At 64.6% G+C, this 19,466-nt stretch carries 16 protein-coding genes; 4 read left to right on the top strand and 12 right to left on the bottom strand.

What is annotated here, in order from left to right; all coding sequences use genetic code 11:
• Window positions 1-216: 216 nt before the first annotated feature.
• Entirely contained in the window at window positions 217-2,580 is a 2,364-nt protein-coding gene (locus I6F36_RS15805; protein ID WP_225127410.1) for a transketolase, read from the bottom strand.
• A 131-nt stretch (window positions 2,581-2,711) separates the two neighbouring features.
• Here I6F36_RS15805 and I6F36_RS15800 point away from each other — a divergent pair, with 131 nt between their 5' ends.
• Together I6F36_RS15800 and ppk2 are read left to right on the top strand one after the other, a co-directional pair.
• Window positions 2,712-3,173 carry an Lrp/AsnC family transcriptional regulator gene (locus I6F36_RS15800; protein ID WP_027571162.1) on the top strand — a complete coding sequence of 154 codons (462 nt, stop codon included), beginning with the start codon at window positions 2,712-2,714 and terminating at the stop codon, window positions 3,171-3,173.
• 91 nt (window positions 3,174-3,264) lie between these two features.
• A complete protein-coding gene (ppk2, locus tag I6F36_RS15795; protein ID WP_036037707.1) occupies window positions 3,265-4,185 on the top strand; it encodes a polyphosphate kinase 2 in 921 nt (306 codons plus the stop codon).
• Window positions 4,186-4,190: 5 nt separating this feature from the next.
• Here the strand turns inward: ppk2 and I6F36_RS15790 are convergent, their stop codons facing one another.
• The 8 genes from I6F36_RS15790 to I6F36_RS15755 form a co-directional block, all read right to left on the bottom strand.
• Window positions 4,191-5,270, bottom strand: a complete 1,080-nt coding sequence (locus I6F36_RS15790; RefSeq protein WP_225123688.1) for a zinc-binding dehydrogenase — start codon at window positions 5,268-5,270, stop codon at window positions 4,191-4,193.
• Window positions 5,271-5,326: 56 nt separating this feature from the next.
• A complete protein-coding gene (locus I6F36_RS15785) occupies window positions 5,327-6,268 on the bottom strand; it encodes a DMT family transporter (protein WP_057027221.1) in 942 nt (313 codons plus the stop codon).
• A 187-nt stretch (window positions 6,269-6,455) separates the two neighbouring features.
• Complete coding sequence (locus I6F36_RS15780; protein WP_225127411.1) at window positions 6,456-7,295, bottom strand: aldo/keto reductase; 840 nt, start codon at window positions 7,293-7,295, stop codon at window positions 6,456-6,458.
• Window positions 7,296-7,470: 175 nt separating this feature from the next.
• The gene (locus tag I6F36_RS15775; RefSeq protein ID WP_225127605.1) at window positions 7,471-8,367 is read right to left on the bottom strand and encodes an SMP-30/gluconolactonase/LRE family protein; all 897 of its coding nucleotides are present in this window, start codon (window positions 8,365-8,367) and stop codon (window positions 7,471-7,473) included.
• Between the two features lie 216 nt (window positions 8,368-8,583).
• A complete protein-coding gene (locus I6F36_RS15770) occupies window positions 8,584-11,286 on the bottom strand; it encodes a nitrate reductase (protein WP_225171721.1) in 2,703 nt (900 codons plus the stop codon).
• A gap of 1 nt (window position 11,287) precedes the next feature.
• Window positions 11,288-12,505, bottom strand: coding sequence for an FAD-dependent oxidoreductase (locus I6F36_RS15765; RefSeq protein ID WP_225171720.1), 1,218 nt, complete (start codon window positions 12,503-12,505; stop codon window positions 11,288-11,290).
• 10 nt (window positions 12,506-12,515) lie between these two features.
• Window positions 12,516-12,944: a globin family protein gene (locus tag I6F36_RS15760; RefSeq protein ID WP_225171719.1), complete on the bottom strand. Its 429-nt coding sequence runs from the start codon at window positions 12,942-12,944 to the stop codon at window positions 12,516-12,518.
• A gap of 129 nt (window positions 12,945-13,073) precedes the next feature.
• Complete coding sequence (locus tag I6F36_RS15755) at window positions 13,074-14,465, bottom strand: MFS transporter (protein ID WP_036025866.1); 1,392 nt, start codon at window positions 14,463-14,465, stop codon at window positions 13,074-13,076.
• A 96-nt stretch (window positions 14,466-14,561) separates the two neighbouring features.
• Here I6F36_RS15755 and I6F36_RS15750 point away from each other — a divergent pair, with 96 nt between their 5' ends.
• Window positions 14,562-14,795 (top strand): hypothetical protein, encoded by a 234-nt coding sequence (locus tag I6F36_RS15750; RefSeq protein ID WP_141697547.1) that lies wholly within the window; start codon window positions 14,562-14,564, stop codon window positions 14,793-14,795.
• A 9-nt stretch (window positions 14,796-14,804) separates the two neighbouring features.
• Here the strand turns inward: I6F36_RS15750 and I6F36_RS15745 are convergent, their stop codons facing one another.
• The 3 genes from I6F36_RS15745 to I6F36_RS15735 all read right to left on the bottom strand — a co-directional run bounded on the left by I6F36_RS15745 (window position 14,805) and on the right by I6F36_RS15735 (window position 17,891).
• Window positions 14,805-15,599 (bottom strand): ABC transporter ATP-binding protein, encoded by a 795-nt coding sequence (locus I6F36_RS15745; RefSeq protein ID WP_036004558.1) that lies wholly within the window; start codon window positions 15,597-15,599, stop codon window positions 14,805-14,807.
• Window positions 15,600-15,610: 11 nt separating this feature from the next.
• Complete coding sequence (ntrB, locus tag I6F36_RS15740; RefSeq protein WP_074447510.1) at window positions 15,611-16,507, bottom strand: nitrate ABC transporter permease; 897 nt, start codon at window positions 16,505-16,507, stop codon at window positions 15,611-15,613.
• A gap of 64 nt (window positions 16,508-16,571) precedes the next feature.
• Complete coding sequence (locus I6F36_RS15735; RefSeq protein WP_036025871.1) at window positions 16,572-17,891, bottom strand: CmpA/NrtA family ABC transporter substrate-binding protein; 1,320 nt, start codon at window positions 17,889-17,891, stop codon at window positions 16,572-16,574.
• 675 nt (window positions 17,892-18,566) lie between these two features.
• On the opposite strand from I6F36_RS15735, the gene I6F36_RS15730 reads away from it, so the two are divergent.
• Complete coding sequence (locus I6F36_RS15730; RefSeq protein ID WP_036004575.1) at window positions 18,567-19,406, top strand: formate/nitrite transporter family protein; 840 nt, start codon at window positions 18,567-18,569, stop codon at window positions 19,404-19,406.
• The last annotated feature ends 60 nt before the right edge of the window (window positions 19,407-19,466 follow it).

The following is a 19,466-nucleotide window of genomic DNA, read 5'->3' as shown; positions in this document are numbered from 1 at the left end:
TTCGGCAGGCATCCTTGCACGAAAGCGCCGGCAATTGAACCCGCCATATGCGGGGCCAGCGTTGCGGCGAGCGGAGGTTATATGAGCCGATGGCGGGAACGAGGCAAGGTGGACGACGGCGTCATTCCGGGGCGACGCGAAGCATCGAACCCGGAATCTCCAGATTCTGGGTTCGATGCTTCGCGTCGCCCCGGAATGACGAGGCAGTTACCTCCGCTACACCGCCATCTTCCGATGCAGCACCGGCCCGCCGGTGGTGAGGCTTTCGGCCGCATCGATGATGGCGTTGGCGTCGATGCCATAGTGCCGATAAAGGTCCGCGATGCTGCCGGTCTGGCCGAACTGCTCGACACCGAGCGCCTCGGCGCGATGGCCACGGACGCTGCCGAGCCAGCCGAGCGCAGACGGATGGCCGTCAATCACGGTCACGATGCCGCAGTCGCGCGGCAGCGGCGCGAGCAGCTTTTCGATGTGGCTGAGATGCTGCACGCCGCGGCGGTCGCGCCGCAATTTCCGCGCGGCGGTCCACCCCGAATGCAGACGGTCGGCCGAAGTGATCGCGAGCAGGCCGACGTCACGGCGGCTCTCGCCGATGAAGCCGGTCGCCTCGATCGCTTCGGGCGCGACCGCGCCGGTATAGGCGATCACGACCTCGGCATTCGGGCCCGGCTTGCGCAGCCAATAGGCGCCGTCGGTGATGCCCTGTCGCAGCTCCGGTGTCATGATCCGCTGCGCCTGCTCGATGGCGCGTGTGGAGAGGCGCAAATAGACCGAACCGCCCTCGCCCGGTTCGCGCTGCATGTGCTCGAAGCCGAAAGCCATGATCACGGCGAGCTCGTCGACGAAGGCCGGCTCGAACGAGGCTAGGCCGTCCTGCGCCATGCCGATCAAGGGCGTTGCGATCGACTGATGCGCGCCGCCTTCGGGCGCGAGCGTGATGCCGGACGGCGTCGCCGCCACCATGAAGCGCGCGTCCTGGTAGCAGGCGTAGTTCAGCGCATCGAGGCCGCGCTCGATGAAGGGATCGTAGAGCGTGCCGACCGGCAAGAGCCGCTCGCCGTTAATCTGGTGCGACAGGCCGAGCGCCGAGAGCATGATGAACAGGTTCATCTCGGCGATGCCGAGCTCCAGATGCTGGCCCTTTGGCGAAGCGTCCCAATTGTAGGTCGAAGGAATTTTCTCGCTGCGGAACAAGTCCGCCTTCTCGGCCCGCGCGAACAGGCCGCGGCGGTTGACCCAGGGGCCAAGATTGGTGGAGACGGTGACGTCCGGCGAGGTCGTGACGATGCGCCTGGCGAGCTCGCTGTCGCTGCGCGCGATCTCGTTCAGCACGAGGCCAAAGCCCTGCTGGGTCGACATCTGCGGCGACGGCTTGAAGGCGAGCTGTTGCGGCACCTCGACGACGGGCGCCGTGAACCGGCGGCCATCCTGATTGAACGGCACCCGCGCGAGGAAGGCCTCGAGCTCGGCTGCATCCTGCGGCAGCCCTTCGAACTTGTCCCATTCGTGTCCGGGCCGGATGTTCTGGCTGTCGCGATATTTCTCCATCTGCGCAACCGTCATCAGGCCGGCGTGGTTGTCCTTGTGGCCCTGGAACGGCAAGCCGACGCCCTTGATCGTGTAGGCGATGAAGCAGACGGGGCGGTCGTGGTCGATGGAATCGAACGCCTCCAGCATGCTCGCCATGTCGTGGCCGCCAAGATTCGACATCAGCGCCAGCAGCTCCTCGTCGCTGCGCTTGTCGATCAGTTTTGTGATCGGGCCCTGGTCGCCGATCTCGTCATGCAGATGTTTTCGGAAGGCCGCGCCGCCCTGGAAGCACAGCGCCGCGTAGAGCGCATTCGGGCAATTGTCGATCCACGTCTTCAGCGCCTCGCCGCCGGGCTCGGCGAAGGCCTCGCGCATCAGGCGGCCGTATTTCACGATGACGACGTCCCAGCCGAAATTGCGGAACATGGTCTCGAACTTTTCCCAGAGACCTTCGCGCACGACGGCATCGAGCGACTGCCTGTTATAGTCGACCACCCACCAGGTGTTGCGCAGGCCGTGCTTCCAGCCCTCCGCGAGCGCCTCGAAGATGTTGCCTTCGTCCATCTCGGCGTCGCCGACGAGCGCGATCATCCGCCCCTCGCGGCGATCCTTCATCCAGCCATGCGCCTTGACGTAATCCTGCACCAGCGAAGAGAACAGCGTCTGCGCGACGCCGAGGCCGACCGAGCCGGTGGAGAAGTCGACGTCGTCGACGTCCTTAGTGCGCGAGGGATAGGACTGCGCGCCCTTGAAGCCGCGAAAATTCTCCAGCTTCTCGCGGCTCTGCCGGCCGAACAAATACTGGATGGCGTGGAACACCGGGCTCGCATGCGGCTTCACCGCGACGCGGTCCTCAGGGCGCAGCACGTGGAAGTACAGCGCCGACATGATGGTGGCTAGCGAGGCGGACGAGGCCTGGTGGCCGCCGACCTTGAGGCCATCCGCATTAGAGCGGATGTGGTTGGCGTGGTGGATGGTCCAGGACGACAGCCACAGCGCCTTGCGGCTGAGGGCGGTCAGGATGTCGAGACGGGCGCGGTCAACGGGCATGGCGATGCTCCGGGAAATATGCACCGATCATACGCCTGCGCGGTGCGTCAAACTTCTCAATTTTTCGCGCCATCCCCGCCGATATTGGGATACTTTACCAACGCAGCGGACAAAATGCAGGTTTCATCCCAATGCCCGAGCTCGACGCCATCGACCGCAAGATCCTCAGCCATCTTCAGAACGACAGCCGCCTGACCATGCAGGAGCTCGCCGACAAGGTCGGGCTCTCGGTCTCGCCCTGCCATCGCCGCGTCAAGCTCCTGGAGGAGCGCGGCGTCATCTCGCGCTATGTCGCGACCGTCGACCAGAAGGCGCTGGGACTGCATGTCAGCGTGTTCATCTCGATCAAGCTGGCACGGCAGAAGGAGGAGGATCTCAACCGCTTTGCCCGCGCCATCTCGAAATGGGACGAGGTGCTGGAATGCTATCTGATGACCGGGAACCGCGATTATCTGCTCCGCGTCGTCGCCGCCGACCTCGCCTCCTACGAGACGTTCCTGAAGACCAAGCTGACCCGGCTTGACGGCATTGCCTCGATCGAGTCCAGCTTTGCGCTCAGCCAGGTGAAATATTCGATCGCGCTGCCGGTGTGACCAAGCGTCCGCCGGATTGCATGTTGTCACATGGGCGCAACAAACCCCGCCGATGGTCGTTGTGCTGGTATCCGAGCCGAGAGAAGAACCCATGACCGCAGCCGATCGCAAATCCGAGATATCCAAGCGCGAGCGCATCATCCAGGAAATGGCCGACGATCTCGACGAGGAACTTGAGATGGAGCTGGATGATGCCCGTCTCGACGAGCTCCTCGACGAGACCGGAACGCTGAAACCGACGGTCGATCGCAGGCTCTATTTCCGGGAACTGCTTCGCCTCCAGGGCGAGTTGATCAAGCTCCAGGACTGGGTGCAGAGCGAGAGGAAGAAGGTCGTGGTGCTGTTCGAGGGCCGCGATGCCGCCGGCAAGGGCGGCGTGATCAAGCGCATCACGCAACGGCTCAATCCGCGTATCTGCCGCGTCGCGGCGCTCCCCGCGCCGAACGAGCGCGAGCGTACGCAATGGTATTTCCAGCGCTACGTCGCGCACCTGCCGGCCGGCGGCGAGATCGTGCTATTCGACCGAAGCTGGTACAACCGCGCCGGCGTCGAGCGCGTGATGGGCTTCTGCTCGGAGGCGGAGTACCAGGAGTTCTTCAAGACCGTGCCGGAATTCGAGCGCATGCTGATCCGATCCGGCATCATCCTCGTCAAGTACTGGTTTTCGATTACCGACGACGAGCAGCAATTCCGATTCACCATGCGCATCAAGGATCCCCTGAAGCAGTGGAAGCTGAGCCCGATGGACGTCGAGTCCCGCAGTCGCTGGGAGGCGTACACCAAGGCCAAAGAGACGATGCTGGAGCACACGCATCTGCCGGATAGCCCGTGGTGGATCGTCGATGCCGTGGACAAGAAGCGCGCCCGGCTCAACTGCATCGCACACCTATTGACTCAGATCCCGTACCAGGAGGTCGTGCGGGCTCCGGTGACGCTGCCGCCGCGCGTGCGACATCCCGACTATCAGCGAGGCCCGGTCCCGCCAGAGATGTACGTGCCGGCGAAATACTGACACTCCTACCGCCACGGCTGCACGATGATCTTGGTGTGGGCTTCGGGGTTGGCGAGATCGGCAAAGGCCTTGGCGACGCCGTCGAGGCCGACTTCGGCGGTTACCATCGCGGCCGCGTCCACCTGCCCTTCGGCGATCAGGCGCAGCGACGCAGCAAACTCCTCCGGGGTGTAGCCGAGCACGTATTGGACGTTGAGCTCCTTCATGATGCCGAGCATGGGCTCGCTTCTGTCGCTCTCCATGCAGACGCCGACCACGACGATGCGCGCATCGCGCGGGGCACCCTCGAACACCTGTTGCAACAGGCCGGGCACGCCGACGCATTCGAAGATGATCGCGGGCTTCAACGCGGGCAGCATGGCCTGGAACGGCGGCCGCGCCGCCTTCTCGGCCTCCGACATCTGCGCGTGCTCGGCCCAGGTCGCGTAAGGCTGCGACGTTCGGGGATCGACGACGATGTCGGCACCGAGTTTTGCGGCGAGCGCGCGCCGCGCCGGCGAATAGTCGGCCGCGACGATCGGATGCAGCCGTTTGAGCTTCAGCGCGGCGATCACCGCGAGTCCGACCGGGCCGCAGCCGATCACGAGCGGTACCTCGCCGCCACGGATATTGGCTTTGGCGACGGCATGAACGCCGACGGCGAGCGGCTCGGTCAGCGCGGCATGCTCCGGCGCGAGGCCGTTGGGTACTTCGAGCAGCAGCGCTTCGCTCAGCAGCATCGCCTCGGCATAGCCGCCGATATTGTCGTTGGAGTAGCCGATCCCTTCGATGCCCTGCGGCGTCACCAGCGCGGGAAGCGAGCAGACCTGGGTTCCCGGCTTCAGCTTGCGCGATGTGCCGGGGCCGTAATCGACGATCTCACAGCAGAATTCGTGGCCGAACACGACGTCGCGGCTGAGGTCCATCGGCTTGCGCCCGGTCTTCCGCGCCATCTCCACCATGCGATGGGCGTGCTGGCGCGCGTGCAGGTCGGAGCCGCAGATGCCGCAGGCGAGCGTCTTGACCAGAACCTGGCCGGGGCCCGGCGTCGGCTCGGCCATCCGACCTACGACAATCTCACCGTTCCTGAAAATCGCGGCGCGCATCCGGCTCCTCCCCTTTGGAGCGAGTGATAGCACGAAGCAGGACGTGCAAACTTGCGTCAGGGGTTCGGGGACCGCTCTTCCAGCACCAGCAGCTGGGCGCGGCGCACCCGCTCGCGATGGGCGATATAAAGACCGCTGGCGACGATGAAGGCGGCGCCGACGACCGTCCAGATATCCGGGACCTCGCCGAAGATGAAGAAGCCCAGAATGCTGACCCAGAGCAACTGCGTATAGGAGAACGGCGCCAGCACCGAGGCATCGCCGTAGCGATAGGCCAGCACGATGATCCACTGGCCCACGGTCGAGGCGACGCCGATCACGATGCCCAGCCCGATCGCGGTCCAGCTCGGCGTGACCCAGACGAACGGCACCATGACGCTGAGGATCGCAACGCCGGTCAGCGCGGAATAGGCCATGGTGGTGAGCACCGCTTCGCGACCGCTCATCATCCGCGTCAGGATCAGCGCGGCGGCCCAGCAGAACGCCGAGATGATCGGGAAGAATGCGGCGGCATGGAACGCGCTCGTGCCGGGCCTCAGGATGATCAGAACGCCCGTCAGGCCGATCGCGGTCGCGATCCAGCGGCGCATGCCGACCTTCTCGCTCAGGAAGATGATCGACAGCGCGGTGACGAATAGCGGCGAGACGAAGCCGGTGGCGGAGGCTTCGGCGATGGGCAGAAATGCAAGCCCGGTGATGAAAAACAGCGACGAGCCGAGCAGTGCGGCGCCGCGCATCAATTGCAGACCGAGCCGCTCGGTGCGCATCGCATGCAGTGGCGAGCCCGGCAGCATCACGGGCGTGAATAGCAGCGCGAACGTGACGAAGCGGATCCAGGTGATCTCGATCGAAGGCAGGCTGGTCGACAGATATTTCGCGGTGACGTCGGAGCAGCCGAGGAAGATCGTCGAGAGCAACACCAGCGCAATGCCCTTGAAGGGATGATCGACGCGCGCAGGCGCGCGGCGAGCCTGCTGCTTCTTCTCCGGAACGGGCATGGGAATACTGTCGAGCCTTGCGGCTGCGGCGGGCGGCGGTGTCACGGCTGGAACCCGGGCAAAATGCGAATCGAGAACAGCCGTAAAAAACGACATCTGCTCCGCATTCACAACTTCCGAAAACAGGATGCCGATATGCGCGAGCCGCCGCGCGCGTCAATGCTCCGTTAATCTTGCCCGTTGTGCACTACAGCATGGGCAGGCCGCGCGGCTTCGGCCCGCGCGGAAACACCGCGTCGAGCGCCGCAATCTCGTCCTTCGTCAGCACGAGGTCGCCTGCTGCCGCATTCTCGCCGGCATGTTCCGCAGACGAGGCCTTCGGAATGGCGAACACCGTAGTCGCACGGGTGAGAAAGCTCAGCGCAACCTGACGCGGCGTCGCACGTCGCGCCTCCGCGATGCGCGCCAGCACGGCGCCGCCCTTGCTGCTGCCTGCGGGGAAATCGTCGTGGCCGAAAGGGGAGTAGGCAACGACGGCAACATTATGCCGTTCACACCACGGGATCACCGCATGCTCGATCGCGCGTTCTTTCAGGTGGTAGAGCACCTGGTTGCAGGCGATCCGCCCCTCGCCGGAGACGTCGAGAATCTCATCGAGATCGTCGGCATCGAAATTGGAGACGCCCCAGGACTTGATCTTGCCTGATTGCACCAGCTCCTCGAACGCAGCGACGGTGTCCTCCAGCGGATAGGAGCCGCGCCAGTGCAACAGATAACAGTCGAGCCGGTCGGTCTTCAGCCGCTTCAGCGAGCGCTCGCAGGCGGTGATGGTGCCGCGGCGCGAGGCGTTGCTGGGCAGCACTTTCGAAACGAGGAACACTTCATCGCGCCGGCCTGCGATCGCATCCGCAATGACGAGCTCGGCATCGCCGTACATCTCGGCGGTGTCGATGTGGGTCATGCCAAGATCGAGCCCGCGCTGCAGCGCCGCGATCGCGCGCTTGCGGTCGCCGTGGTCGAGATACCAGGTGCCCTGCCCGATGACGGAGACGCTGGCGCCGATCTCGCCGAAGGGTTTCTTGTTCATGGTCGCTCCGATCTCCGCTGTTATTTTTCCCTCTCCCCGTTCTTACGGGGAGAGGGTCGGGGTGAGGGGCTGCTTCCGCAAACTCGATAGCAAAGAGACTCGCGGAGGCCCCCTCACCCGCCGCGCTTTGCGCGTCGGCCTCTCCCCGCAAGCGGGGAGAGGCGAAACGTCAGCGCTACAATCCGCCGATTTCGGCCACCAGCACGCTGCCGGACGACGACTCCGTGATATAGAGCCGATCCTTGTTTTCGCCACCGATCGCGACATTGGTGCAGTTCGGTCCCGCGCACGATTTGATGCGCGCGATCAGTTCCCCGTTCGGCGCGAACACGAAGACGTGGCCGAGCGAGGGGTGGCCGACGAACAGGCGGCCCTTGGCATCCATGGTCAAGCCGTCGGGGCCGCTGGTGCCGAACAGCGAGCAGAAGCGGCCGACCTTGGACACGCTGCCGTCCTTCATGAACGGCAGCCGCCACACCGCGTTGTCGCGCGTCATCGCGACGAACAGCACGGTTTCGGCTGGGTCGAGCACCAGGCCGTTCGGACTGATGCCGGTGTCGAGCAGGCAGTCGAGCCGGCCGTTCGATCCCAGCCGATAGACCCGGCCACTTGGATCGTGCAGGCCGGTCTGGCCCTGATCGGTGAAATAGATATCGCCGTTTGAGGCGAGATGCAGATCGTTGCAGCCGCGGAACGATTCCGAATTGCGCCCGGTCACGACCGGCTTGACGCGGCCGGCTTCGGCATCGAGCTCCATGATGCCATGCCTGTAGTCGGCGACCAGAATGCGTCCGTCGGATGCGATCTTCAGCCCGTTCGGCCAGCCCTCATATTCGATCACGAGCGACCATTCGCCATGGGGCGCGATGCGAAAGATGCGGCCGAACGGAATGTCGACGATATAGAGATTACCGTCCTTGTCGAATGACGGCCCCTCGATGAAGCTCTCGGTCGGTATGTTCGGCCGATTGGCGTCGGCCCAATCGGTTCGCACGCCCTTGCGGCGAAACTTTTCGGGCATGGCGGTGAACAGCCTGGTCTCGATCAGGCGCGGCGGCGTTTCCAGGTACATCATGGTTGTTGTGGATGTTGAAAGGAGCGCGGCACCATACGGCACATTAGCCGGCGCGTCGATTGGGGTGGTCCACATTGCAATGGTGCGGGCGCTGCGTAGGGTGGGTTAGCCCCGGGGCTGCGCGAAGCGCAGTCCCTTGGCGTAACCCCTCTCTTTCGCTTCCGCATTGACGAAGAGTGGTGGGTTACGCTGCGCTAACCCACCCTACGAGACCTATCCCGCCGCGCTCGCGACCTTCGCCTGCTGTGCAGGCACTTCCGTCATCGCAATCAGGCGTTTCAGCTCGGGGATGCAGGAGCCGCAATTGGTGCCGGCCTTGAGCTTGGCGCCGATGTCGGCGGCGGTGCGCGCGCCGCTGGCGATGCTGTCGCAGATGGTGCCGCGGCCGACGCCGAAGCAGGCGCAGACGATGGGGCCGGTCGAGGCCGCGCCTTCGCTTGACCTGCCCGACAGCAGCATGCGGCGCTGCTCGTCGCTGACCTGATCGGCCGCGAACAGACTCTTCACCACCTCCCAGTCGCCGGCATCATGCGCGGGGCCGACGAACAGGCAGGTCTCGATGCGATCGCCTGCGAACGAAGCTGCGCGAAAAACCCCGCCGCCGAAATCGCGATATTCGGCAACGTCCTCGCCGGCGACGCTCTCGAGCCAGGCGGGCCAGCGGGCGAGATCCGCGTTGTCGGCGAAAAGATAGCCGAAGCCGCCGCTGACGGTCACGCGCGTCCACAACAGGTTCTGCGGCAGATCGAGCGGCTTGCGCGACAATGCAAAGCCGCGGAAGACAAATTCGTAAGGCGCGATCGCGGCCGGCGTCGCCTTGGCTTCCGGCTGCCCCGAGAACGGATCGGTGAACGGTGCGACCATCGCCCCGATGCGGCCGTGCGAGGCGTTCATCGCGCTCCAGTGGATCGGCACGAACAGGGTGCCGCGCTGCTGCCACTCGCTGACGACGACTTTCAGGATGCACTGGCCGTAATCGGTGGTGATGCGGGCATAGCCGTCATGGACGATGCCGTATTTGCCGGCGTCGTCGGGATGGATCTCGACGAAAGGCTCAGGCAGATGCGCGCCCAGGCGCTGGCTCAGGCCGGTGCGCGTCATGGTGTGCCACTGGTCGCGGATGCGCCCGGTGTTGAGCCTTAAGGGGTGCGACGGACCGGTCTCGCCGCGCAGCGCCGGCACCTCCGGCGCAACGAAGCGGCCCTTGCCGTCATTGGTGAAGAAGCCGCCAGCAGCGAAGAAGCGCTCGCCGGGCGTCCCGCCTTCGCGCGCCGGCCATTGCACCGGCTTCAAACCATCGAAGGCTTCGTCCGACAGCGAGGTCAGCGCGCCGATGTCGAAATCGCGGCTGCCATTGTTCTCGAATGCCGAGAGCGCGGCATGCTCGCGGAAGATATCGGCGGCCGATTTGTAGTTGAAGCTGTCGCCGAAGCCGAGACGCTTTGCAGTCTCGCTCAGGATCCACCAGTCAGGACGCGCTTCCCCCGGCGCCGGCAGGAACGCGCGCTGGCGCGAGATGCGCCGCTCGGAATTGGTCACCGTGCCCGACTTCTCGCCCCAGGCCAGCGCCGGCAGCAGCACGTGCGGGCCGGCCGCGACGGTGTCGTTGGAGAGCACGTTCTCGGACACCACGAACAGCTCGAGCTTCTTCAGGGCATCGCGCACCATGTCGGCATCGGGCAGCGACACCGCGGGATTGGTGCCCATCACCCAGAGCGCCTTGACCTCGCCGCGGTTGATGGCCTCGAACAGCTGCACCGCCTTCAGGCCTTCATGGGTGGCGATGCGCGGCGCCTTCCAGAACCGCCTGACACGGTCGATGTCGGGCGGCGTAAAGCCCATATGGGCGGCGAGCATGTTAGCGAGGCCGCCGACCTCGCGGCCGCCCATCGCGTTGGGCTGGCCGGTCAGCGAGAACGGCGAGGCGCCCGGCTTGCCGATGCGGCCCGTGGCGAGATGGCAGTTCAGGATGGCGTTGACCTTGTCGGTGCCCTGCGCCGACTGGTTGACCCCTTGCGAATACAGCGTGACGACCTTCTCGGTGTCGCGGAACATCCTGAAGAAGGCGGCGACGTCCTGCTCGGAGAGGCCCGTGGCGAGCGCGGTCGCGGTGACGCTGCCGGCGATGCTGCGCGCGCGCGCCAGCGCATCATCGAAGCCAGACGTGTTCTGCGCGATGTAATCCTGGTCCAGCACGCCATTGTCGGCGAGATGCACGAACAGGCCGGAGAACAGCGCGGTGTCGGTGCCGGGCTTGAGGCCGAGGAACAGGTCGACATCGCTGGCGGTATCGGTGCGGCGCGGATCGATCACGATCATGCGGGCGCCGCGCTCCTGCCTGTTCTTCAGCATGCGCTGGAACAGCACCGGATGACACCAGGCCGCGTTCGAGCCGACGAAGACGAGCAGATCGGCCTGGTCGAGATCCTCATAGCAGCCAGGCACCGTGTCGGCGCCGAAAGCGCGGCGATGGCCCGCAACCGAGGACGACATGCAGAGCCGGGAATTGGTGTCGACATTGGCGGTGCCGACAAACCCCTTCATCAGCTTGTTGGCGACGTAATAGTCTTCGGTGAGGAGCTGGCCGGAGAGATAGAACGCGACCGCGTCGGCACCATCGCGCGCCACGATGTGCTGCATGCGGTGGGCGACGTGGTCCAGCGCATCGCTCCAGGCAACGCGCTCCAGCACGCCCTTGCAGCGGATCATGGGATAGAGCAGCCGCCCTTCCAGGCCGACGGTCTCGCCCAGCGCCGAGCCCTTCGAGCACAGCCGGCCGAAATTGGCGGGATGATCGGGGTCGCCCGCGATTGCTGCACCACCCTTGCCGTCGGGCGTTGCGAGCACGCCGCAGCCGACGCCGCAATAGGGACAGGTGGTCTTGGTGGTGCGGAGATTTGGATCGATCGCCGTCATATCACGCCGCTTTCGAAGGCTGCGCCAGCGCGCGGCCGAACATCATGTCGGTGCGGATCGAAGCGACCTTGTCGCGATTGCGGATCAGCTCGAGGTACCAGAGCGCATCGATCGTATCGCCGATCAGCACCGCCCCGGTGAGCCGACCGTCGGCGATGACGAGCTTCTTGTAAGTGCCGCGCCTGCGATCCGACAGCACGAGGCTCTCGCTGCCCTCCCCGCCCATGAAGTCGCCAGCGGAGAACACGCTGACGCCGGAGACCTTCAGATTGGTCGAGACCACGCTGCCCTGATAGGCGGCGGGCCGGCCGGCCAGATGCCGCGCCAGCACGCGCGCCTGCTCGTAGGCGGGCTCGACCAAGCCATAGCAGGTGCCGCGATGCTCGGCGCATTCGCCAAGCGCAAAGATATCGGACGCGGAGGTCTGCATCACGTCGTTGACGACGACGCCGCGGTTGACCGCGATCCCCGCCTCCTTCGCCAGCGCGACGTTCGGCTTGATGCCGGCGGCGAAGATCACCGCATCGGCCTCGATGCGGCTGCCATCGGCCAGCTCGACGGCCTGGACGTGGCCCTCGCCGTGGATGCGGGCCGTCGCGGCATTGAGCATGACGCGGATACCCTTGCGCTCGACCAGCGTCTTGAGCAGGTCGGCCGCGGGCGCGTCGAGCTGACGCTCCATCAGTCGATCCATCAGATGCAGCAGCGTCACCGGCGCGCCGGCCTTGGCGAGACCGTAGGCCGCTTCCAGCCCGAGCAGGCCGCCGCCGACCACGACGACGCGCTTCCTGGCCGCGGCCAGTGTCAGCAGCAGGTCGACGTCGCGGGTGTCGCGAAACGTGTGCACGCCGGCAAGATCGGCGCCTGGCACGTTGAGCCGCAGCGGCGTCGATCCCGTGGCGAGCACGAGCTTGGAATATTCCATGCTCTCCTCGCCCGCGATCTTGAGCTCACGGCGGCCGACATCGATCTCGCTGACGCGATAGCCGTAGCGCACCGTGACGCCGCGGTCTCGCCACCAACCGGCCGGCCGCAGCTCGATCTCGTGCGCGCCGGTCTCGCCCGCCAGCACGGAGGAGAGGAGCACGCGATTGTAAGCGAGCCGCGGCTCTTCGCCGATCACGGCGACCGCATAGCGGCCGAGCGCGGTCTTGGCGAGCTCGTCGACCAGACGCGCGGCCGCCATACCGTTGCCGACGATGACCAGCGGTTCACTCACAACGCATCTCCTATTCGGCGGCCTGCGCTTGCGCGCCGTAGGCCTCGGACATCATGTAGCCGGACAGCACGCCATAGGCGTCGGTCCAGGCTGCGGCGAGTTCAGGCGTCCAGGCTTCGCCAAGGCCCTTCTCGAGGGTCCACAGCAAGGTCGCGCCGACCACGGGGTAGTGCTCGGCCTTGGCGCCATAGTCGACGTGACGCTTGGCGAGCGCGGAGGCCGCGGGAAGAATCGATTCCAGGTTCGACAGGCCGCCGACCACGGCGGCGAGCATGCCTATCAGCTTCTTGCGCTGCTCGGTCATGTCCTCGGGAAACATCGCGCGCACGGACGGCGCCACCTCGAACAGGCGGTCGTAGAACAGCACCGCGGCGGCTTCCGAAATCGGGGCGACCTTGGCGAAGCTCTGCTGAATGAGAGTAATCTGCTCGGGCGTCATAATGTTCTCCTGTCTGTTTCGGTCTGCCTTCGTCCGCGCCATTGCGGACAAAGTTCATGGATCAAACGTCATCAGAGAGACTTCTCCCCGCGTACGGGGAGAAGCGACATTCGTGCCAGTTTGTCGTGCTCACACACGCGCCTCGGCGAGGCTTGGCGCGCCTTCGCCCTGCGGGCTGCGACGCAGGTAGAACCACCAGGTCAGAGCGAGGCAGGAGGCGTAGAAGGCGAGATAGACCACGAGCGCGAGCTGCGGCCCGCCGGTCATGGCGATCGACTTGCCGAAGCCGCTCGGGATCAGATAGCCGCCGACGGCACCGACCGCGCCGATGAAGCCGACCGCCGCGCCGCTCTCGATGCTCGCGGTCTTCAGGGCAGCGCTGCGTGCCGCATCGCCCTTGCCGCGCACCTTGAACAGGTTCTCCTCGCGGAAGATCGAGGGGATCATGCGGTAGGTCGAGCCGTTGCCGATGCCCGTCGTCACGAACAGGATCAGGAACATCGACAGGAAGCCGATGAAATCCTTGTGTCCGACGAAATAGAGCGCGCCGACCGTGGCGCCCGCCATCACGATGAAATTCCAGAACGTGATGATGGAGCCGCCGACCCGGTCTGCGAGCCAACCGCCGAGCGGACGCGACAGCGAGCCGACCAGGGGGCCGAGGAAGGCGATCGAGATCGTCACGGTGGGGAACTGCGTCTTGAGCAGCAGCGGAAACGCCGCCGAATAGCCGATGAAGGACCCGAACGTGCCGATATAAAGATACGCCATGATCCAGGTGTGCTTGCGCTTGACGATCGCGAGCTGGTTCTTCACCGACGATTTCGCCGTGGTGAGGTTGTTCATGAAGAACACCGCGCCGAACACCGCGATTGCGATCGGCAGCACCCACATTAGGCCGGCATTCTGCAGGAAGATGCCGTCGACGGGCGTCGCCTGATACAGGTTGAAGACGGCGAGCGTCATCAGGATCGGGGTCAGGAGCTGCACGCTGGAGACACCGATATTGCCGCCGGCCGCGTTGAGGCCGAGCGCCCATCCCTTCATCCGGTCGGGAAAGAAGAAGGAGATGTTGGTCATGCTGGAGGCGAAATTGCCGCCGCCGAGACCCGCGGTCGAGGCGACCAGCAGCATGAGCCAGAACGGCGTGTCGGGCTGGCTGACGAAATAGGCGAGCGACAAGGTCGGGATGAACAGGATCGCCGCGCTGAAGATGGTCCAGTTGCGGCCGCCGAACGTCGTCACCGCGAAAGTGTAGGGAAAGCGCATGAAGGCGCCGATCAGGCCCGGCACGGCGACGAGCTGGAACAGCTGGTCGGTGGTGTAGTGGAAGCCGGCCTGCGGCAGCTTGGTGGTGACGATGCTCCAGATCAACCAGACCGAGAAGCCGATATGTTCGGCGACGATGGACCAGATCAGATTGCGCCGCGCGATCGACTTGCCGGTATTGTTCCAGAACGCCTCATCCTCGGGGCGCCAGTCTGAAATCCAGCTGGAGTTCAGGGTCGGATTCTTCGTCATTGCGTATCCCTTCCAGGCTCACCGCTGCGTCGTTGCAGGCTCTGCCTCCGGTCACGGAGGCGCGCTCCGAGGCTTCACCCCGGTGGCGAGATCACGATGCTGATTGATGATGTTGAGGGACGTCGTCGTTGGCGTCGCGCAAAGACGTTTCAATTTCCGTGCCAGTTGCGCGCATACGGGAAACACAGGGATTTCAGGATGTTATTCGTATTGCCCGAATTGTTTGCAGGGCTTTTCCGCACGCAAAATTTGCGTTTCGCTCAATCCCTGTGCGACGCACAAGGATTGAGCTTGATGTCGATTAATTGGGCGCGGGCAGATCTCGCGTGAACGCGTGACTTACGCGGCTTCGACGAAGCGATGACGCTCGTAGAGGAATTCGAGCACGCGCTGGCGACACTTCAGATATGTGGCGTTGGTCGCGAGGTCGAGCCGCTTGCGCGGCCGCGCCAGCGGCACTTCCAGCACCTCGCCGATGCGCGCGCTCGGTCCGTTGGTCATCATCACGATGCGGTCGGACAACAGCACGGCCTCATCGACGTCGTGGGTGATCATCAGGATGGTGTTGCCGAGCTTCTGATGCAGCGCCATCACCGAGTCCTGCAAGTGGGCGCGGGTCAGCGCGTCGAGCGCGCCGAACGGCTCGTCGAGCAGCAGCACCTTCGGCTCCATGGCCAGCGCCCGCGCGATGCCGACGCGCTGCTTCATGCCGCCGGAGATCTCCGATGGACGCTTGTCCCTGGCATGGGCCATCTGCACGAGGTTGAGATTGTGCATCACCCAGGCGTCGCGCTCGGCACGGGACTTGGTCTTGGCGAAGACCTTGTCGACGCCAAGCCTGACGTTTTCGTAGACGGTCAGCCACGGCAGCAGGCTGTGGTTCTGGAACACCACGGCACGATCGGGCCCTGGCGAGTTCACCTCGCGGTTTTCCAGCAGCACGCCCCCCATCGTGGCGCCGGTCAGCCCTGCGATGATGTTGAGCAGGGTCGACTTGCCGCAGCCGGAATGGCCGATGATCGAGACGTATTCGCCTTTCTCGATCGTCAGATTGATGTCCTTGAGCACCTCCGTGGTGGCGGTGCCGCGGGTGAAGACCTTGTCGATGTGGTCGAGTTTCAGGTAGGCGGTCATGTCCCCTCTCCTCAGTTCTGCGCCGTGCCGCGGGTGACGACCTTGCCGAGCCCCGCGATCAGGCGGTCAAGCACGAAGCCGATGATGCCGACATAGAACAGCGCCAGGATGATCTCGCTGATATGCGAGGAGTTCCAGGCGTCCCAGATGAAGAAGCCGATGCCGACGCCGCCGATCAGCATTTCGGCGGCGACGATCGCGAGCCACGACAGGCCGATGCCGATGCGCAGGCCCGTGAAGATGTAGGGCGCCGCCGCCGGGATCATGATCTTGGCGAAGAATTCCAGCGGATTGAGCTGCACCACCGCGGCGACGTTGCGATAGTCCTGCGGGATGTTGCGGATGCCGACCGCGGTGTTGATGATGATCGGCCAGATCGAGGTGATGAAGATGACGAAGATCGCGCTAGGCTGGCCGTCGCGGAAGGCCGCGAGCGAGAGCGGCAGCCAAGCCAGCGGCGGAATCGTGCGCAGCACCTGGAACAGCGGATCGAGCCCGCGCATCGCCCAGACCGACTGCCCGACCAGCACGCCGAGCGCGATGCCGGCGATGGCCGAGAGCGAATAGCCGAAGGCGACGCGCTGGAGACTGGCGGACAGATGCCAGAACAGGCCCTTGTCGATGCCGCCACGGTCGAAGAACGGATCGAAGATCAGCTCCTTGGTATCCGCAAACACTTTTGAGGGCGGCGGCAGCGCCGAGCCGGCTCTGCGGCAGACCAGCTCCCACACCAGCGTCAGCAGAGCGATCACGACCAGCGGCGGGATCACGCGCACGGCGGTCTCGCGTGCCATGCGTGCGTAAGCCTCAGTACGCGGGGGACGCTTCGGCGTCAGCGTGACGACCGGCGCAATCGTTGCAGCAGGCGTCGCGGTCTCAACCTCGATCTTCGTGGCAGTCATGTTCATCGCTATCTCTCTCCGGCGTGGCAGGGACGATGCGGCCGCCCCTAAAGGCGGCCGCAGGGCTCCATCAGACTTCGACGCGCTTGATCGCGAGCGACTTCAGATAGGCGGCCGGATTTTCAGGATCGAACACCTTGCCGTCGAAGAAGGTCTCCTTGCCGCGCGAGGCGGAGGCCGGAATGTCGGCGGCGGCGACGCCGAGGGTCTTGGCCGCATCGCGCCACATGTCCTCGCGGTTGACCTTGGCAATCAGCGCCTTGGTATCGAAGTTCGGCTCATACTTGCCCCAGCGGATGTCCTCGGTGAGGAACCAGAGATCGTGGCTCTGGAACGGATAGGAGGCATGATCGCGCCAGTACTTCATGACGTGCGGCGAGTTCTCGACCACCTTGCCGGGGATGCCATAGTCGAACTTGCCGGCGGTGCGATCGTAGACGTCCTCGACCGGGCAGTTGATCCACTGCCGCTTGGCCATGATGGCGGCCAGCTCCTGCTTGTTTTCCGCCTTGTCGGCCCATTGCTGGGCTTCCAGCACGGCCATCAGGATCGCCTTGCTGGCCTTCGGGTATTTGTCGACGAAGGCCGCGCGCATGCCGAAGGACTTCTCCGGATGCTTATTCCAGATCTCGCCGGTGTTGACGGCGGTGTAGCCGATGCCCTGGTGGATGAGCTGGAGATTCCAGGGCTCGCCGACGCAGAAGCAGTCCATGGTGCCGACCTTCATGTTCGCCACCATCTGCGGCGGCGGCACCACGATGGTCTCGATGTCCTTGTCGGGATCGATGCCGCCGGCGGCGAGCCAGTAGCGGATCCACAGATCGTGGGTACCGCCGGGGAAGGTCATCGCAGCCTTCACGGCCTTGCCGGACGCCTTCTTCTTCTCAAGCGCCGCCTTGAACGGCGCCGCATCGGTGCCGAGCTTGAGGTCGGCATATTCCTTGGCGACCGAGATGCACTGCGCATCGAGATTGAGTCGCGCCAGGATGTACATCGGCGTCGGCTGGTTGTTCTGCGTCACCTTGCCGGCCGAGATCAGGTACGGCATCGGGGTGAGGATGTGCGCGCCGTCGATGCCGTTGCCTTCGGAGCCGAGCACGAGGTTGTCGCGCGTGGTGCCCCAGGACGCCTGCTTCTGCACGTCGGTGTCGGGCACGCCGTGCTTGGCGAACAGGCCCTTGTCCTTGGCGACGAACAGCGGGCCGGCATCGGAGAGCGCAATGAAACCGAGCTTGGCTCCCTTGACCTCGGGGCCTGCGTCCTGCGCGAAGGCGCCGGCGGGGAAATTCAGCTTGGCGGCGGCGAGCAGTGCGGCGGTCGAGCCGGTGGCTTTCAACAATTGACGGCGGCTGAGGCCAGTCTCGGAGGGCCGGCGAATGCGCTTGGTCATAGGTCGTGTCGTCCTTTTGCGTCGTTGCGGAATGATTGCGTCAGTGCGCACGAGCAGCCCGTCCGTCCGTGACGCCAGAAAAAGGCGCATGCGAACGCGCGACGGGGAGACCCCGTTTGGGTGCGTCAGCAATTCGGATGAGAAGTCTCGCGGGACGGCTTCAATGGCGTCGGCCTGGAACTATTCAAGCTTCATGCCAAGCCTGCCACCGCCAAAAATGATGGATAATCATATGCTTGGTAATTCCGCGTCTGACTAACGCAGCCCTGTTCCGCACGCGAAGTTTGCGATCTGCTCAATCCTTGTGCGTCGCACAAACGTTGTGCAGCCGCTCAAGCAAGAGGCGCCGCAGTTCTGCCAATCATCCCCCTGCAGCTGACATCTAGCTGAATTTGCTAGCTTTTTCGATCGACGCGCCACGGCACACAAATTGCTTCTAAGGTTGCGTCAACGACGACTGCGGCTTGGCCGCATTGATGCAGCCTCTGGCGGCTGCATCCCGGAAGCTCACCTGCTTCGCGGTCTCCGGCTTCAGAGTCCTCGTGACGCGATTCCCAAGGCTTCCAAACTTTCCATAGCCCTCGTGCGCGGCAGGCTGCCCGCACGGCCGATGACGTTCAGCCGCGCCCTCGTCGGGGGCGTGTCGATCTCACTTACGAAGCAAAGGAACCATTGATGTCGTATCTCGCGCCTTCGGAATTCGTCACCAAGATGGTGGATGCGGGCGAGTCCAAGATCTTCATGTCCACCCGGGATACCATTATCCGCGCCTACATGGCCGGCGCGATCCTGGCCCTCGCAGCCTGGTTTGCCGTCACGATCACCGTGAACACCGGCCAGCCGCTGGTCGGCGCGCTCTTGTTCCCGGTCGGCTTCGTCATGCTCTATCTCCTGGGCTTCGACCTCCTGACCGGCGTGTTCGTGCTCTCGCCGCTCGCGCTGATCGACAAGCGCCCGGGCGTTACGCTCAACGGCGTGCTGCGCAATTGGGGTCTCGTCTTCGTCGGCAATTTCGCCGGCGCCTTCACCGTCGCCTTCATGATGGCCTTCGTCACGACCTTCGGCTTCACGCAGGCGCCCGACAAGGTCGGCGCCGCCATCGGCAATATTGGCGAGGGCCGAACCCTTGGCTATGCCGCGCACGGTGCGGCCGGCATGGCGACGCTGTTCCTGCGCGGCATGCTCTGCAACTGGATGGTCTCGACCGGCGTCGTCGGCGCCATGATCTCGACTTCCGTCCCCGGCAAGGTCATCGCGATGTGGATGCCGATCCTGGTGTTCTTCTACATGGTGTTCGAGCATTCCGTCGTGAACATGTTCCTGTTCCCGTCGGGCCTGCTGCTCGGCGCGAAGTTCTCGATCATGGATTATCTCATCTGGAACGAGATCCCGACCGTGCTCGGCAACCTCGTCGGCGGCCTCGCCTTCACCGGCATGACCCTCTATGCCACCCACGTCATGACCCTGCCGAAGCGACAGGCGGAGAAGCCCGCGAAGCCCCGCGTCGCGGCCTGATCGAATAGGTATCGACAGGGGAGCCTCGCCCAAGCACGGTGAGGCTCCCCTCTCCCGGTG

The sequence above is a fragment of the Bradyrhizobium sp. BRP19 genome, from assembly GCF_020194195.1.
Classification (GTDB): domain Bacteria; phylum Pseudomonadota; class Alphaproteobacteria; order Rhizobiales; family Xanthobacteraceae; genus Bradyrhizobium; species Bradyrhizobium yuanmingense.
Note: the sequence above shows the minus strand (reverse complement) of the source record. Positions and strands in the feature narration are given on the sequence as shown.